Here is a 14438-nt window from a genome sequence, read left to right on the forward strand (position 1 = left end):
CCCCCGCCGACCCGGTCGAGGCCGACTGGCGCGCGGTGCCCGACGACGAATTGCTGGTGATGACGCTCGCCACCGGCAAGCAGGTCGTCATCCGGCTCGCGCCGGGCTTCGCCCCCGCGCACGTCGCCAACATCCGCACGCTCGCCCGGGCGCGTTGGTGGGACGATGCCAGCGTCTATCGGGTGCAGGAGAATTGGGTGGCGCAATGGGGCGACGCCACCGAGAAGAAGCCGCTGCCCGCCGGCATCACCGATCATCCCGCCGCCGAGTTCGAGATCGCCGCCTTCCGGCCCGCGGTACGGATGACGAAGGCGGACAGCTATTCGACCGCGAGCGGCGTCACCGCGGATGGCTGGCCGGTCGCGACCAACGGGCGGCAGGCGTGGCTGACGCATTGCTACGGCATGGTCGGCGTCGCGCGCGACGCCTTGCCGAGCACCGGCTCGGGCGCCGAGCTGTTCACGCCGATCGGCCAGTCGGCGCGGCGGCTCGATCGCAACTATACCGTCGTCGGGCGGATCGTCGAGGGGATGGGGTATCTGTCGGGCCTGCCGCGCAGCGATGCGGCGATGGGCGTCTATGCGAGCGCGGCGGAGCGGCTGCCGATCGTCTCGGTGCGGCTGGCCAGCGACATGGCCGCGGGCGACCGGCCGCATTTCCAGTATCGCAGCGCCGACAATCCACGGTTCGCCGCCGCGGTGGCCAAGCGCGAAACCCCCGACGCGCCGACGGTCGGGCTGGGCAGCGCGGCGGTGTGCGACGTGCTGCCGGCGGTCCGGCGCACGCCGCGCTAGCCGATCAGCTCGCAGCGACCCAGGCGGCGACCTCGACCGCGACCTGATTGGCCGCCTGGCTGATCGCCGGGCCGGCGCTCGCCGCGTCGATCGCGGTCACCGGTACGCGTGCCTCGAACCGGCGCTTCTCGACCGTCTCCTTGCCGGCACGGGTCAGCGACGCGTCATAGGTCACCACCGCCTCGCGCGTCGTCGCGTCGAGGCCGAAGCGGCGCAATTCACCGGCGAGCGTCGCGCTCGGGTCGGCGATCGACTGGACGGTCGAGAGCACCACCATGTTGCTGCGCGCCGACACCGTGTCTGACAGCAGCCGCGCGAACAGCCGCGCCGGCGGCTCGGCCCATAACGCGTCCTTGACGTAGGCGATCGTCGTCGGGGTCGCCTGCACCGGCACCCGCCCGCCGGCGATCGCGGTCGGCGTCGACGGCACCTGGATGGTGATCGAGCGCGTCTTCGCCGAATTCTGGTCGGCACCGACCGCTGGTGCCGAGGTCGCGTCGAGCGTCAGCAGCGAGGGCGGCGGCTTGGCGCCGAAGCTGATGCAGCCGGCGAGCGGCAGCGCCGCGGCGAGGAGGAGAAGCTTGGTCTTCATGATCTCACTTGCCCTTGTAATCGGGGAGCTTCTGCTGGCCGATCAGCGAACTGGCGCCGCCCTGATCGACTTTGTCGGCGATCGACGACAGCGCCGTCGCGGTGACGCGCAGGTCGCGGACCAGCCGGTTCGCCTCCGGTATCGTCTGCTTGGAGAAGGTCTGGAGGCCCGGCCGCGCGTCCTGGATCGCCGAGTTGAGCGTCTCGGCGCTCTGCTGCGCCGAGGCGATCGCCTTGTTGAGGTTCTGCATCGTCGGCTTGACGTCCTCGGCGAGCAGGCCGTTGGTCGTCTCGGCGAGCTTGCCGATCTGCTGCGAGGCGTCGCCCGCCTGCTGGATCGCGATGCGCGTCTGCGCCAGCGTCGCCGCGATCTCCGGCCCGCGATCGGCGAGCGCGCCCGACAGACGGTTCGTATTTTCGAGGATGCCGGCGATCGACGCCTGGTTGCGGTCGGTCAGCAGCCCGGTCAGCCGCTCGGTCAGCGTCGACAGCCGCTCGAGCAGCTGCGGCGCCGAATTGAGGATCGCGCCGATGCCGCCCTGCTTGGTCGGGATGACCGGCACGCCATAGGGGCATTGCGTCGCATCGGCACGCTCGGGGCAGACGATCGGCGGCGCGCCCTTGCGGGCGCCGTCGAGCGCGACGGTGCTGGTGCCGGTGAAGCTGCCCTGGATCGTCGCGGTGGTGCCGAGCAGGATCGGCGTCTCCTCGTTGACGGTGACGCGGACGCGGACGAACTGCGGATCGGGCTTCCACAGCGCGATCGTCTTGACCTGGCCGGTGGGAACGCCGGAATAGGTGACCGTCGACCCCTTCGCCAGACCGTCGACCGACTGTTTGAAGAAGATGTCGTATTCGCGCTCGGTGGCACCGCCGAGCCGGGCGATCCAGATCGTGAAGATCGCGAGCGCGGCGAGCAGGATCAGCACCACCGCGCCGACGATCACATGGTTGGAACGGGTTTCCATCAGTCGGTCCCTACAGGGGGTCGGGCCGGTTCGGCCGGTTCGGTGGCGGCGGCCGGACTTGCCGCGATCTGCTGCGTCTTCACTTCGGTCGGATGCTGCGACGCGTCCGCATGCGCTTCCTGGGTCGCGATCGCGGCGCGGCCGCGCGGCCCCTTGAAATATTCCTCGATCCACGGGTGGTCGAGGGCGAGCAGTTCGTCGATCGTGCCGACCGCGATCACCTTCTTGTCGGCGAGCACCGCGACGCGGTCGCAGATCGCATAGAGCGTGTCGAGATCGTGGGTGATCAGGAAGACGGTGAGCCCCAGCGTCTTCTGCAACGATTTGGTGAGGCCGTCGAACGCCGCCGCGCCGATCGGGTCGAGCCCCGCGGTCGGCTCGTCGAGGAACAGCAATTCGGGATCGAGCGCGAGCGCGCGGGCGAGGCCGGCACGCTTCTTCATGCCGCCCGACAGTTCGGCGGGATATTTGGGGCCGGCGTCGGGCGACAGGCCGGTCATCACCACCTTGTAGGCGGCGATCTCCGCCATCAGCGCGGGGTTGAGGTCGCCGTAGAACTCGCGCAGCGGCACCTGCACATTCTCGGCGACGGTCAGCGTCGAGAACAATGCGCCGCCCTGGAACAGCACGCCCCAGCGCTTGCGGATGTCGGTCGCCTCGGTCTCCTCGCGGCCGATCGTCGGTTCGCCGAAGACGGTGATGTCGCCCTCGACCGGGGTTTGCAGGCCGATGATCGAGCGCATCAGCACCGACTTGCCGGTGCCCGAGCCGCCGACCACGCCGAGGATCTCGCCGCGACGCACGTCGAGGTCGAGATTGTCGTGGACGACCGCGTCGCCGAAGGCGTTCTTGAGGCCGCGCACCTGGATGATCGGTGCGTCGTCCTGCGGCTCGCGCTGCGCCATCAGTTCCACCCCACCCAGGTGAAGAACACCGCGAAGAAGGCGTCGAGCACGATGACGAGGAAGATCGCCTGCACCACCGCCGACGTGGTGCGCAGGCCGACCTGTTCGGCGTCCGATTCGACCAGCATGCCCTGGAAACAGCCGGCGATGGCGATGATCGCACCGAACACCGGCGCCTTGATGAGGCCGATGTAGAGGTCGGTGATCGGCACCACCTCGCGGATGCGCTGGATGAAGGTGACCGGCGGGATGTCGAGCGACACCCAGGCGAGCAGGCCACCGCCGATGATCGCGATCAGCGAGGAATAGAAGCCGAGCAGCGGCATCAGCAGCACCGCGGCGATCGTCCGCGGCAGCACCAGCGCCTCCATCGGGGAGACGCCGATGGTGCGCATCGCGTCGATCTCCTCGGTCAGCTTCATCGTGCCGAGCTGCGCGGCGAAGGCCGAGCCGGAGCGGCCGGCGACCATGATCGCGGTCATAAGTACACCAAGTTCACGCAAAGTGAGCCGGCCGACCAGATTAATGGTAAATACTTCTGCCCCAAATTGGCGGAGCTGGACCGCGCCCTGCTGGGCGATGACGATGCCGATCAGGAAGCTCATCAGGCCGACGATGGCGAGCGCCTGGACGCCGACCACCTCGAACCGGTGCACCGTCGCGTTGAAGCGGAAACGGCTGGGATGACGCACGACGTTGACGAAGGCGATCGTCGTCGCGCCCATGAAGCCGAGCAGTCCATAGAGCGTGCGCAGCGTGATGATGACCGCATCGCCGATCTCGCCGAGCATCTTGCTGAAGGCGTTGCGCGCGTGCGGGGCCAGCGCCACCGGCCGGTCGGCGGCGACCACCGAATCGAGCAGATAGCGGCCGTCCTCGTCGAGCCCCTCGATCGCCGCCTCGTGGCGGGTCGCGAGGCGATGGACGACCCAGGCGCCGACGGTGTCGATCCGGCCGATGCCGCTGAGATCGATCCGCTCGACCGGGCCGCTGATCGCGTCGAGCCGGTCGGGCAGCGTGCCGAGCGTCCGCAACAGCAGATCACCGGAAAAGCGAAGGGTTCCGCCGCTGTCCTGCTCGAATTCGGCTGTGGCGCTCATCGCTTGCGCTTGTGCGGCAAGTTCCGATCCACGGCAAGGCGTTTATCATACGGGACGGTTGGGTTGACCAGACAGCGCGGGTTCACAACAGCACGTCGACGGCATGGATGGCGAGGCCGACCAGCCCGCCGACCAGCGTGCCGTTGATGCGGATATATTGCAGGTCGCGACCGACCGCATTCTCCAGCCGGCTGGTGATCGTATCGGCATCCCAGCCGCGCACCGTCTCCGAGACCAAACGGACGATGCCGTCGCCATAATCCGCGGCGATGCCGACCACGGCGCGGCGGACGAAGCGGTTGATCGTATGCGACAGCCGCGGGTCCTGCGTCAGCGTCTGGCCGAGCTGGCGCAGCATGTCGCCGAGCTGGCCCTGCATCGCCCCCTCGGGATCGCGCGCGATGCGGAGCAGGCCGGCGCGTGCCGACTCCCACAGCCCGTCGAGCCAGCGCTGCATCGCCGGATTGGCGATCAGTTCGACCTTCATCGCCTCGACGCGGGCGCGGGTGGCGGGATCGAATTGCAGGTCCCAGGCGAGTCGGTCGAGCCCCTCCTCGGCCTTGAGGCGCAGCGGATGCTGCGGATCGTCGGCCATGTCGGCGACCAGTTTGTCGAGCCCGGCGATGAGCTTGTCCGCCACCGTCTCGTCGAGCCCGGTCCAGCGCAGGATCGATCCGGCGCGGTCGTGGACCATCTGGCGGATGAGATGCTCGTTGGCGGCGAGCGCCTTCGCTCCCCAGCGGATCGCGCCGTCGAGAAGCGGCGCATGGCGCTGTTCGGCGAGCGCGGCCTGCATCACCCGGCCGAGGATCGGCGCGACCTCCGTCTCGCGCAGCCGGGCGGCGATGCCGGCCTTGACCATGCCGCCGAGCCGCTGCGGATCGAGCCCTTCGAGCACCTGCGCGACGAGCTTCGACGCGCCCTGACGGAAACGGCCCCCTGCCCCCTCGGGCGGATCGGTGAGCCAGCGCGCGATCGCGGTGGCGACATCGACGCGGCGCATGCGCCGGCCGATCACCGCGGGCTGGAGGAAATTGGTGCGCAGGAATGCGGCGAGCGTGTCGCCAATCCGGTCCTTGTTGCGCGGGATGATCGCGGTGTGCGGGATCGGCAGGCCGAGCGGGTGGCGGAACAAAGCGGTGACCGCGAACCAGTCGGCGAGCCCGCCGACCATCGCCGCCTCGCCGAACGCCTGCGCGAACCCCCAGCCGGGGTGCGTCGGGGCAAGCTGGCGGCTGACGAGGAACAGCGCCGCCATCGCGACGAGAAGGCCGACGGCGATACGCCGCATCCGGACCAGCGCGGGCGGTGCCGCCTCGGTGGTGCTGGCGCGGGGGAAGGCTATCATATGCGAAACAATCCCCGAGCGCGGGGGAAGTTCAAGTGGATCGGGCGATTGGGGTGGCGCGGCGTCGGTCGGGCGGTGTCGATCGATACCGCTTATTCCTATGTCATCCCCGCGCAGGTGGCGATCCATATACGCTGAGGTTGCGGCCCAAGCCCGACCTGCGCGGCGGGACTATCGCATATTGCTGCGTGATGAGGATCGATCGGTTTCCTTACCAAATTCGTCACCCCGGACTCGTTCCGGGGTCCACCGGGCCGCGAGAGAAGGGTGTCGACTCAAGCCTTTCTCCTCGCCGCAGGGTGGACCCCGGAACAAGTCCGGGGTGACGGGGTGGGCTGGGAAGGCGACAGGCTCGCACGAGCGTCCATATGCGATTGCCCAAGCCTGCGCCGGGATGACGATCATCCGGGACGTACGCTACGCCCGTCCCGTCATTCCGCCGGCTGCGCGCCCGGATCGTCGCGGCCGATGCGGCCCGGGACCGGCGCGATGCTCGGCTGGTCGGGACCGGCGATGCCGACCACGGTGCTGCCGTCGTCGCCGGGGCGGTAGGTGAGCAGGCGGCTGCCGAGGCGGGGGCCGATGTAGCGTTCGATGCCGACCGCGAGGCTGAACGCCGCCGGCACGATTACCAGCGTCAGCAGCGTCGAGAGCAGCAGGCCGCCGATCACGACGATGCCCATCGGCGCGCGCCACGACCCGTCGCTGCCGATCGACGCGGCGGTCGGCACCATGCCGGCGACCATCGCGACCGTCGTCATCACGATCGGCTGCGCGCGCTTGTGGCCGGCGTCGATGATCGCGGTGAGCGTGTCGACGCCCTTGTTCATCTCCTCCAGCGCGAAGTCGATCAGCAGGATCGAATTCTTGGCGACGATGCCGAGCAGCATCAGCAGCCCGATGAACACCGGCAGCGACAGCGGATTGCCCGTCGCCCACAAGGCGATCAGCCCGCCCAGCGGCGCGAGCAGCAGCGAGGCCATGTTGACGAACGGCGGCAGCGCGCGGCGGTAGAGCAGCACCAGCACCGCGAAGACGAGGAAGGTGCCCGCGATCACCGCGACGACGAAATTGTTGAGCATCTCCTGCTGCCACTTGGCCTGGCCGAGCGTCAGCTTGTTCACGCCCAATGGCAGGTTCTTCATGATCGGCAGATTGTCGATCTGCTTCTGCGCGGTGCCCGAGACGATGCCGGGGGCGAGATCGGCGCCGACGGCGATGCGGCGCTGCTGGTTGACGCGGTCGATCTGCGTCGGGCCGGAGCCCAGGCTGATGTCGGCGATCAGCGACAGCGGCACCGACCCGCCGCTCGCGGTGGAGACGGGCAGGTTCTGGATCGTCGACAATTCGGTGCGTGCGCCCTGATCGAGCGCGACGCGGATCGGCACCTGCCGGTCCGACAGCGAGAAGCGCGCCGAATTCTGGTCGATGTCGCCGAGCGTCGCGATGCGGATCGCGCTGGACAGCGCCTGCGTCGTCACGCCGAGATTGGCGGCGAGGTCGAAGCGCGGCTTGATGACGATCTCGGGCCGCTGGAGGTTGCCCGAAATGCGCGGCTGGGTGAGCGTCGGCAGCGTCGCCATCTGGTCGACCAGCGTGTTCGCGGTCTTCTGCAACAGCACGGGATCGTCGCCGCCGAGCACGACGGTCATGTCGCGGCCCGACGAGCCCCAGCCGAACTGCGAGCGGAAGCCGACGCGCGCATCGGCGATCTTGGCGAGTTCGGGCGCGAGGTTACGCTCGAATTCGGTGCTGGTGACGGTGCGGTCTTCCTTGAGCGTCGCGGTGACGCGGCCGGTGTTGACCGCGCCGTTCGAGCCGGTGCGGGTATAGACCGAGGCGACCTCGGGCTGGCGCCGCAGCAGCTCGCCGACCCGCGTCACGACCTCGTCGGTCTGGGCGAGCGTCGCGCCCGGCACCATCTCGATCGTCGCGGTCGAATTGTCGCTGTTCTCAGCGGGCGAGAATTGCATCGGGACCGCGCCGAACATCAGGATCGTCGCGATGAAGGTGAGGAAACCGAAACCCATCACCCACATGCGGTGATCGCGCCAACGGCTGGTGAAGCGGTGGAAGCCGCCGCGCGCCGCGCTCGCCTTTTGCCGGCTGCTGTCGAGCGTCCAGCGCAGCACCGCCATATAGACGTCCATCAGCCGGCCCTCGCCGTGGCTGGCGTGACCGAAGCTCTTGAGGAAATAGGCGGCGATCATCGGCGTGATGAGACGCGCGACGGCGAGGCTCATCAGCACCGAGACGACGACGGTAAGGCCGAAATTCTGGAAATACTGGCCCGAGATGCCGGGCATCAGGCTGACCGGCATGAACACCGCGACAATCGACATGGTGGTGGCGAGCACCGCGAGGCCGATCTCGTCGGCGGCGTCGATCGACGCCTGATAGGCGGATTTGCCCATCCGCATGTGGCGGACGATATTCTCGATCTCGACGATCGCGTCATCGACGAGCACGCCGGCGACGAGGCTGAGGCCGAGCAACGTCATCTGGTTGAGGTTGAAGCCGAGCAGCTCCATGAACCAGAAGGTCGGGATCGCCGACAGCGGAATCGCCAGCGCCGAGATCATCGTCGCGCGCCAGTCGCGCAGGAACAGCAGCACGACGAGCACCGCGAGCACCGCGCCCTCGATCATCGCATGGATCGCGGATTCGTATTGCGCCTCGGTGTATTTGACGCTGTTCGAGCGCAGGATGAAATGGACGTTGGGGTTGCGCTTCTCGAGGTCGGCGAGCTTCTTCACCGCCTCGTTGAAGACGGTGACGTCGGAGGCGCCCTTGGCGCGCTGGAAGTCGAAGCTGATCGCCTGTCGGCCGTCGACCGCGGCGCGGCTGCGCTGTTCCGCATAGAGGTCGCGGACGGTGGCGATGTCGCCCAAGCGGATGGTGCGGCCGTTGCCGACGTTGATCTGCGTCTGCGCGAGGTCGTTGGCGTTGCGGGCGTTGCCGAGCACGCGCACCGATTGTTCGGACCCCGCGATCTCGGCACGGCCGCCGGCGGCGTTGAGGTTGATCTGGCGCAGCTGCGCGTTGACCTGGCTGGCGGTGAGGCCCTGGCTCTGCAGACGCAGCGGATCGAGGATGACGCGGATCTCGCGGCTGACGCCGCCGTTGCGGTTGACCGCGGCCATGCCGGGCACCGACAGCAGTTCCTTGGTCACCGTATTGTCGATGTACCAGCTCAATTGCTCGACGGTCATGTCGCTGGCGATCGCCGAATAACTGGCGAGGTCGTTGTCGGTGGTGTCGGCGCGGAAGATCTGCGGTTCGAGGATGCCCTCGGGCAGATTGCTGCGGATCTGCGCGATCTTGTCGCGGGTGTCGTTGACCGCGCGGTCGATCGGCGTGCCGATCGCGAGCTGGACGACGGTGGTCGACTGGCCCTCGGTGACGGTCGAGGTGATCTCGTCGATGCCCTGGAGCGAGCGGACCGCCGATTCGACGCGGTTGGTGACCTGGTTTTCCAGCTCGGTCGGCGCGGCGCCGGGCTGGCTGATGACGACGATGACGACGGGGAAGTCGATGTCGGGGTCGTTGTTGACGTCCATCCGCATGAAGCTGACGATCCCCGCCAGCGTCAGTGCGAGGAACAGCACGATCGGCGGGACCGGGTTGCGGATCGCCCAGGCGGAGATGTTGCGGAAGCTCATGTCAGCTCGCCTTTGGCTGGGCGGTCGCGACGACCGGTTTCACCTTCTGGCCGGGGGCCAGGAACCCGCCCGCCGAGCGGACGACGCGTTCGCTGCCGTCGAGGCCCGCCACCACGGTCACGCCGGCGTCGGAGACCTGGCCGATCTTGATGTTGCGGCGCTCGACCTTGTCGTCCTTGCCGACGATATACACGAAACTGCCCTTGTCGTCGCTCTGCAACGCCGCATCGGGGAGCAACGGCGCGACCGCGGCGCCGCCGACGATCGTCGCCGAGGCGAAGCCGCCCGGGCGCAATGCGGGATCGTAGCGCAGCGCGATCCGCGCGATGCCCTGCCGCGTGTTCGCATCGATGATCGGCGAGACCTGCCACACCTCGCCGGCGAAGGTCCGGTCGCTGCCGACCGGCGTCACCTGCGCACGCGCGCCGGCGTGCAGGCTGGCGAGATCGGCCTCGGCGAGCTGCGCGCGCATCTCGATCTGGCCGCCCTGCGCCATGCGGAACAGCACGCCGCTGCCCGAGCTGACGATCTGGCCGGGCTCGACGCCGCGGGTGAGGACGAGGCCGGCTTCGGGCGCGCGGATGTCGAGCCGGCCGTTGCGGGCATTGGCCTCGCGCAGGCTGGCGGCGGCGACCTGCACGCGCGCGGCGGCGGCGTCGCGGGTCGCGGCCTTGCGCTGCAGATCGGCCTTGGAGATGAAGCCGCGGTCGACGAGCTGCTGCGCGCGGTCGAGCTCGGCCTGCGCGATCGTCTGGTCGGAGCGCGCGACCGCGACCTGCGCGGCGAGCGAGGCGGCGGTCTGCGTCTGCACCGAGCGGTCGACGGTGGCGAGCACCTGCCCCGCATTGACCCACTGGCCGGGCTCGACGAGGACGCGGGTGATCATCCCGCCCTCGCCGGCGACGCCGACCGGCATCTCGCGGCGCGCGGCGAGCGTGCCGGTGGCGGTGAGCGTGCGGTCGACGGTCTTGCGGCCGGGGACGACGACGGTGACGGTCGGCATCTGCTCGGTCTTCTGGCCGGCGGCGGGATCGGCCTTCTTGCGGCCGAACATCGCCCAGGTGACGATGGCGAGCAGCAGCACGATGACGGCGACGACGACGATCTTGCGGCGGCGGCCCGACGGTGCGGATTCACCCGGCAGAGCCAGCCGTTCCTCGTGACCGATCGAACCCTGATAGTCGTTCATGCCTGTCCCATCCCCGTGCCGGCCACTGCCGGGCCATCGTCCGTCGCGACTGTGTTATCTGAATAAATCACCGCGCTCAAGCCCCCGCTGGCGCGATGGCGCTGCCATGCCCGAAATGCACAGTGTCCGCAACATGATCGCCCGTTCAGCTAGGGTTGACCTCGATCAGGGCAAATGCTCGGCCTGGCGTTCACCAACACGGGAGAGACTAAGTGAAATATCTGTCAGCAATGGCGCTAATGATGGTTCCGACGGCGGCGCTGGCGCAGAGCGCGGCGACCAGCGTCGAGCCGCTGGTGCCGGCGCAGGGGACGATCCTCGACGTCAGCGCGGAGGGACGCACGACGCGGGTGCCCGATCTGGCGACGATCCGTGCCGGCGTGGTGTCGCAGGCACCGACCGCCGCCGCCGCGCTCGCCGACAATGCGCAGCGGATGCAGCGCGTGCTCGCGGCGCTGAAGCGCGCCGGCATCGCGCCGCGCGACCTCGCCACGTCGAACGTCGGACTGAGCCCGCAATATCGCTATACCGACGGCCAGCCGCCGGCGATCACCGGCTATCAGGCGACCAACACGGTCAGCGTCCGCTTCCGCGACGTGACCAAGGCGGGCAGCGTGCTCGATGCGCTGGTGGCGCAGGGCGCGAACCAGATCGACGGCCCCAACCTGTCGATCGACACGCCCGAGACGGCGCTGGACGAGGCGCGGACCGATGCGGTCAAGCGGGCGCGCGCGCGGGCCGATCTATATGCGGCGGCGGCGGGGATGAAGGTGGCGCGGGTGATCTCGATCGCCGAGGCGGGGCAGGATGCCGGCGGACCGGGGCCGCAGCCGATGTTCATGGCGCGCGCGATGAAGGCGGATGCCGCATCGACCGAGATCGCGCCGGGCGAGAAGGACGTCACCGTCACTTTGTCGGTGCGCTTCCTGCTGCAATGACGCGAAAAGGGCCGCCCGGTCGCCCGGACGGCCCTTTCGTTTCGCGTGACGAAGCGAACGTCTTAGCGAACGCTACCGCGACGCACGAGGTTCACGATCGCAAGCAGGATCACCGCACCGAGCAGCGATACCAGGAACGAAGTGATGTTGAGCGGCTGATTGTTGATCGAACCGCCCGACAGGATCAGGCCACCAATGAACGCGCCGACGATGCCGACGACGATGTTCAGGAAGATGCCCTGCTGGGCGTCGGTGCGCATGATGATGCTGGCGAGCCAGCCGATGACACCGCCGATGATAAGCCAAAGAATGATACCCATAGGTCCCTCCGTTGTGCCCGCCGTGGGCTCCGCTCGGAAAGACTCTCAACCCCGTAACAATGTTCCGCACGCGTTTCGTTTTTCGAGGGCCAGAGGCGTCGGATCGCTCAATATTTCTGCTGGCGCTCGTATAGCGATTTATAGTGCTGGATGCGGGTGACGCGCAGTCCGGGCATGCCGGAACGGTCGATCGCGCGCTGCCAGCTGGCGAATTCCTCGACCGTCAGACCGTAGCGCGCGCAGACCTCGTCGACGGTCAGCAGACCGCCGTTGACCGCCGCGACCACTTCCGCCTTGCGCCGCACCACCCAGCGCGTCGTCGACGGCGGCGGCAGCGAATCCAGCGTGAGCGACTCGCCGAGCGGGCCTATCACTTTGGCAGGACGGATTTTCTGGTTCTCGATCATCACTCAACCTCGATCGGGGCTGGGGGCCCCCTCTCAAACGCGATACTGAACCTTAGCGAACGGTCTTGAAGATCGCCTTGCACGCCAAGGTTAACGGCAGTTTCATTCTTCCGGGCGCGGAATTCCGTCCCTCCATTGGGCAAGCAGCGCCGCGGTCGGACCGTTGAAGGCGCCGTCGAGCGGCTGCAGCAAACGCGAGGGATGACCGATCCGGCCGAAGCGCGCCTGCGCGACGGCGGTCGGCGACGCCGTCTGCCGTGCGGCGATCCCGACCATGAGCACCGCCAGATCGCCCGGAAGCTTGGTGACCTCCGTATTTCTGTCGAAGCCTGGAAAGCTGAGGTCCAACGCTGATCCACTCGTGTTGCCTGTTCGAACCTCCCTTGTAGCGGCGAGCAATGAAGGCGGGGTAAAGCCGCCGTCACTTTTGTGCGAACCTATGTGAGCCGATGTTAACCGTAGCTGTTTTGCGGTTCGCCGCCGGACCGGGTATGATGGCCGGATGGACGATGTGGATTTCCAGCTCGGCGACACGCTTACCGGCAAGAGGATCGTCGTGGCGATGTCGGGCGGGGTCGACAGTTCGGTGGTCGCGGCGCTGGCGGCGCAGACCGGCGCCGAGACGATCGGCGTCACGCTGCAGCTGTACGACCATGGCGAGGCGACGGGCCGTGCCGGCAGCTGCTGCGCCGGGCGCGACATCCGCGACGCGCGCGCGGTGTGCGACCGGCTCGGCATCGCGCATTACGTCTTCGACCACGAGACGCGGTTCCGCGAGACGGTGGTCGACACCTTCGCCGACGCCTATCTGGCGGGGCAGACGCCGATCCCCTGCGTCCAGTGCAACACCGGGCCGAAGTTCACCGACCTGCTGAGCCTGTCGCGCGACCTCGGTGCGGATTGCCTCGCGACCGGCCATTATGTCCGCCGCGTCGTCGGTCCGGCGGGGGCGGAACTGCATCGCGGTGCCGATCCGGCGCGCGACCAGAGCTATTTCCTGTTCGCGACGACGCAGGCGCAGCTCGACTATCTGCGCTTCCCGCTCGGCGCGCTGCCCAAGGCGCGGGTGCGCGAGATCGCCGCCGAACTCGGTCTCGGCGTCGCCGCCAAGCCCGACAGCCAGGACATCTGCTTCGTCCCCGACGGCGATTACGCCGGGCTGGTGCGCAAGCTGCGCCCCGAGGCGGATACCGCGGGCGACATCGTCGACCTCGCCGGCCGGCGGCTGGGCAGCCATCGCGGCATCATCCATTTCACCGTCGGCCAGCGCCGCGGGCTCGAGATCGGCGGCACGCCCGAGCCGCTCTACGTCGTGCGGGTCGATGCGGCGACGCGGCAGGTGGTGGTCGGCCCGCGCGCCGCGCTGGCGGTGGCGGCGGCGCAGGTGACGGGGCTCAACTGGATCGGCGGCGACCATGACGGCGCGATCACCGCCAAGGTGCGCTCGATGGCCAAGCCGGTGCCGGCGCGGCTCGATGGCGACCGGCTGCGCTTCGCCGCGCCCGAATATGGCGTCGCGCCGGGCCAGGCGGCGGTGCTCTATGCGGGCGAGCGGGTGCTCGGCGGCGGCTGGATCGCGGCGACCGAGCCGGCGCTGGCGGCGGCGGCGGCGGCGTGACCGTCTCGATCGAGGCGCTGCGGCTGGAGATGGAGGCGGCCGCGGCGGCGCTCGACTTCGAGACGGCGGGGCGGCTGCGCGACCGGATCAGCCTGCTGCGCGCCGGTGGCGAGGATGTCGATCCTGCCGGGCTGGAGCGGCAGCGGCCGGGCGCGATGGGGCTCGGCACGAGCCAGTCGCGGGTGGTGCCGCCCGAAGGCTGGGTGAAGCCGGTCAAGCCCGATCCGATGACCAAGCGGCGGGGGCGGTAGCGCGCGAGGGGTGGAGGGGCAACCGTCGCCTCACCTCACGCGCGCGCGCCCGATCGTCATCCCGGCGAACGCCGGGACCCATGGTTGCGGGCGGCTGGCGGGGAACACTACCGCCTACGTCATCGTATCCATGGGTCCCGGCGTTCGCCGGGATGACGACAGGAGGGGTGGTGACAGATGCCGGCGGCGACGAACTCGCCGCACGATCAGCAGACCCACCGGTGCGGGCCTACGCGTCCACCCCATGTCTGTCATCCCCGCGGAGGCGGGGATCCATAGACGCTGACGTTCTGGCTCAGTCGGGGACCTGCGCGTCTGGATCCCCGCCTTCGCGGGGATGACAAAGC

At 68.8% G+C, this 14438-nt stretch carries 14 protein-coding genes; 4 read left to right on the plus strand and 10 right to left on the minus strand.

Features of this window, described 5'->3' with window-relative positions; all coding sequences use genetic code 11:
- A partial coding sequence (locus tag FFS23_RS13335; protein ID WP_137898990.1) for a peptidylprolyl isomerase occupies positions 1 to 794 on the plus strand: 794 nt, incomplete at its 5' end.
- A 4-nt stretch (positions 795 to 798) separates the two neighbouring features.
- On the opposite strand, the gene FFS23_RS13340 is transcribed toward FFS23_RS13335, so the two are convergent.
- From FFS23_RS13340 to FFS23_RS13370, 7 genes are all read right to left on the minus strand, one after another.
- Positions 799 to 1386: an ABC-type transport auxiliary lipoprotein family protein gene (locus FFS23_RS13340; protein WP_038665473.1), complete on the minus strand. Its 588-nt coding sequence runs from the start codon at positions 1384 to 1386 to the stop codon at positions 799 to 801.
- Positions 1387 to 1390: 4 nt separating this feature from the next.
- Complete coding sequence (locus FFS23_RS13345) at positions 1391 to 2353, minus strand: MlaD family protein (RefSeq protein ID WP_038665471.1); 963 nt, start codon at positions 2351 to 2353, stop codon at positions 1391 to 1393.
- Positions 2353 to 3258, minus strand: coding sequence for an ABC transporter ATP-binding protein (locus tag FFS23_RS13350; RefSeq protein ID WP_038665469.1), 906 nt, complete (start codon positions 3256 to 3258; stop codon positions 2353 to 2355). Before FFS23_RS13350 ends, FFS23_RS13345 begins: the two co-directional genes overlap by 1 nt.
- Positions 3258 to 4358, minus strand: coding sequence for an ABC transporter permease (locus FFS23_RS13355; RefSeq protein ID WP_038665466.1), 1101 nt, complete (start codon positions 4356 to 4358; stop codon positions 3258 to 3260). The genes FFS23_RS13350 and FFS23_RS13355 overlap by 1 nt, the downstream gene beginning before the upstream one ends.
- A gap of 82 nt (positions 4359 to 4440) precedes the next feature.
- Entirely contained in the window at positions 4441 to 5706 is a 1266-nt protein-coding gene (locus FFS23_RS13360) for a DUF445 domain-containing protein (RefSeq protein WP_249340678.1), read from the minus strand.
- Positions 5707 to 6137: 431 nt separating this feature from the next.
- Positions 6138 to 9368, minus strand: coding sequence for an efflux RND transporter permease subunit (locus FFS23_RS13365; protein ID WP_137898991.1), 3231 nt, complete (start codon positions 9366 to 9368; stop codon positions 6138 to 6140).
- A 1-nt stretch (position 9369) separates the two neighbouring features.
- Entirely contained in the window at positions 9370 to 10557 is a 1188-nt protein-coding gene (locus FFS23_RS13370) for an efflux RND transporter periplasmic adaptor subunit (RefSeq protein ID WP_038665461.1), read from the minus strand.
- A 239-nt stretch (positions 10558 to 10796) separates the two neighbouring features.
- Here FFS23_RS13370 and FFS23_RS13375 point away from each other — a divergent pair, with 239 nt between their 5' ends.
- On the plus strand, positions 10797 to 11495 hold the full coding sequence (locus FFS23_RS13375) for an SIMPL domain-containing protein (RefSeq protein WP_495181275.1): 699 nt from the start codon (positions 10797 to 10799) through the stop codon (positions 11493 to 11495).
- Between the two features lie 62 nt (positions 11496 to 11557).
- Here FFS23_RS13375 and FFS23_RS13380 read toward each other — a convergent pair whose 3' ends face one another.
- From FFS23_RS13380 to FFS23_RS13390, 3 genes are all read right to left on the minus strand, one after another.
- Entirely contained in the window at positions 11558 to 11815 is a 258-nt protein-coding gene (locus FFS23_RS13380; RefSeq protein ID WP_038665458.1) for a GlsB/YeaQ/YmgE family stress response membrane protein, read from the minus strand.
- Between the two features lie 107 nt (positions 11816 to 11922).
- Positions 11923 to 12222, minus strand: coding sequence for a CtrA inhibitor SciP (gene sciP, locus FFS23_RS13385; protein WP_037531838.1), 300 nt, complete (start codon positions 12220 to 12222; stop codon positions 11923 to 11925).
- A 102-nt stretch (positions 12223 to 12324) separates the two neighbouring features.
- Positions 12325 to 12570 carry a hypothetical protein gene (locus FFS23_RS13390; RefSeq protein WP_038665457.1) on the minus strand — a complete coding sequence of 82 codons (246 nt, stop codon included), beginning with the start codon at positions 12568 to 12570 and terminating at the stop codon, positions 12325 to 12327.
- A 154-nt stretch (positions 12571 to 12724) separates the two neighbouring features.
- Here FFS23_RS13390 and mnmA point away from each other — a divergent pair, with 154 nt between their 5' ends.
- Positions 12725 to 13840 carry a tRNA 2-thiouridine(34) synthase MnmA gene (gene mnmA, locus FFS23_RS13395; protein ID WP_137898993.1) on the plus strand — a complete coding sequence of 372 codons (1116 nt, stop codon included), beginning with the start codon at positions 12725 to 12727 and terminating at the stop codon, positions 13838 to 13840.
- Positions 13837 to 14091, plus strand: a complete 255-nt coding sequence (locus FFS23_RS13400; RefSeq protein ID WP_081974480.1) for a UvrB/UvrC motif-containing protein — start codon at positions 13837 to 13839, stop codon at positions 14089 to 14091. Before mnmA ends, FFS23_RS13400 begins: the two co-directional genes overlap by 4 nt.
- The last annotated feature ends 347 nt before the right edge of the window (positions 14092 to 14438 follow it).

The sequence above is a fragment of the Sphingomonas sp. 2SG genome, from assembly GCF_005503285.1.
Lineage (GTDB): Bacteria > Pseudomonadota > Alphaproteobacteria > Sphingomonadales > Sphingomonadaceae > Sphingomonas > Sphingomonas taxi.

What these genes read in the sequence shown, in the direction of transcription:
- FFS23_RS13355 (WP_038665466.1), bottom strand. Translation starts at nt 4,358, where the DNA reads ATGAGCGCCACAGCCGAATTCGAGCAGGACAGCGGCGGAACCCTTCGC.
- FFS23_RS13340 (WP_038665473.1), bottom strand. Translation starts at nt 1,386, where the DNA reads ATGAAGACCAAGCTTCTCCTCCTCGCCGCGGCGCTGCCGCTCGCCGGC.
- FFS23_RS13375 (WP_495181275.1), top strand. Translation starts at nt 10,797, where the DNA reads ATGATGGTTCCGACGGCGGCGCTGGCGCAGAGCGCGGCGACCAGCGTC.
- sciP (WP_037531838.1), bottom strand. Translation starts at nt 12,222, where the DNA reads ATGATCGAGAACCAGAAAATCCGTCCTGCCAAAGTGATAGGCCCGCTC.
- FFS23_RS13350 (WP_038665469.1), bottom strand. Translation starts at nt 3,258, where the DNA reads ATGGCGCAGCGCGAGCCGCAGGACGACGCACCGATCATCCAGGTGCGC.
- FFS23_RS13365 (WP_137898991.1), bottom strand. Translation starts at nt 9,368, where the DNA reads ATGAGCTTCCGCAACATCTCCGCCTGGGCGATCCGCAACCCGGTCCCG.
- FFS23_RS13345 (WP_038665471.1), bottom strand. Translation starts at nt 2,353, where the DNA reads ATGGAAACCCGTTCCAACCATGTGATCGTCGGCGCGGTGGTGCTGATC.
- FFS23_RS13370 (WP_038665461.1), bottom strand. Translation starts at nt 10,557, where the DNA reads ATGAACGACTATCAGGGTTCGATCGGTCACGAGGAACGGCTGGCTCTG.
- FFS23_RS13360 (WP_249340678.1), bottom strand. Translation starts at nt 5,706, where the DNA reads ATGATAGCCTTCCCCCGCGCCAGCACCACCGAGGCGGCACCGCCCGCG.
- FFS23_RS13380 (WP_038665458.1), bottom strand. Translation starts at nt 11,815, where the DNA reads ATGGGTATCATTCTTTGGCTTATCATCGGCGGTGTCATCGGCTGGCTC.
- mnmA (WP_137898993.1), top strand. Translation starts at nt 12,725, where the DNA reads ATGGACGATGTGGATTTCCAGCTCGGCGACACGCTTACCGGCAAGAGG.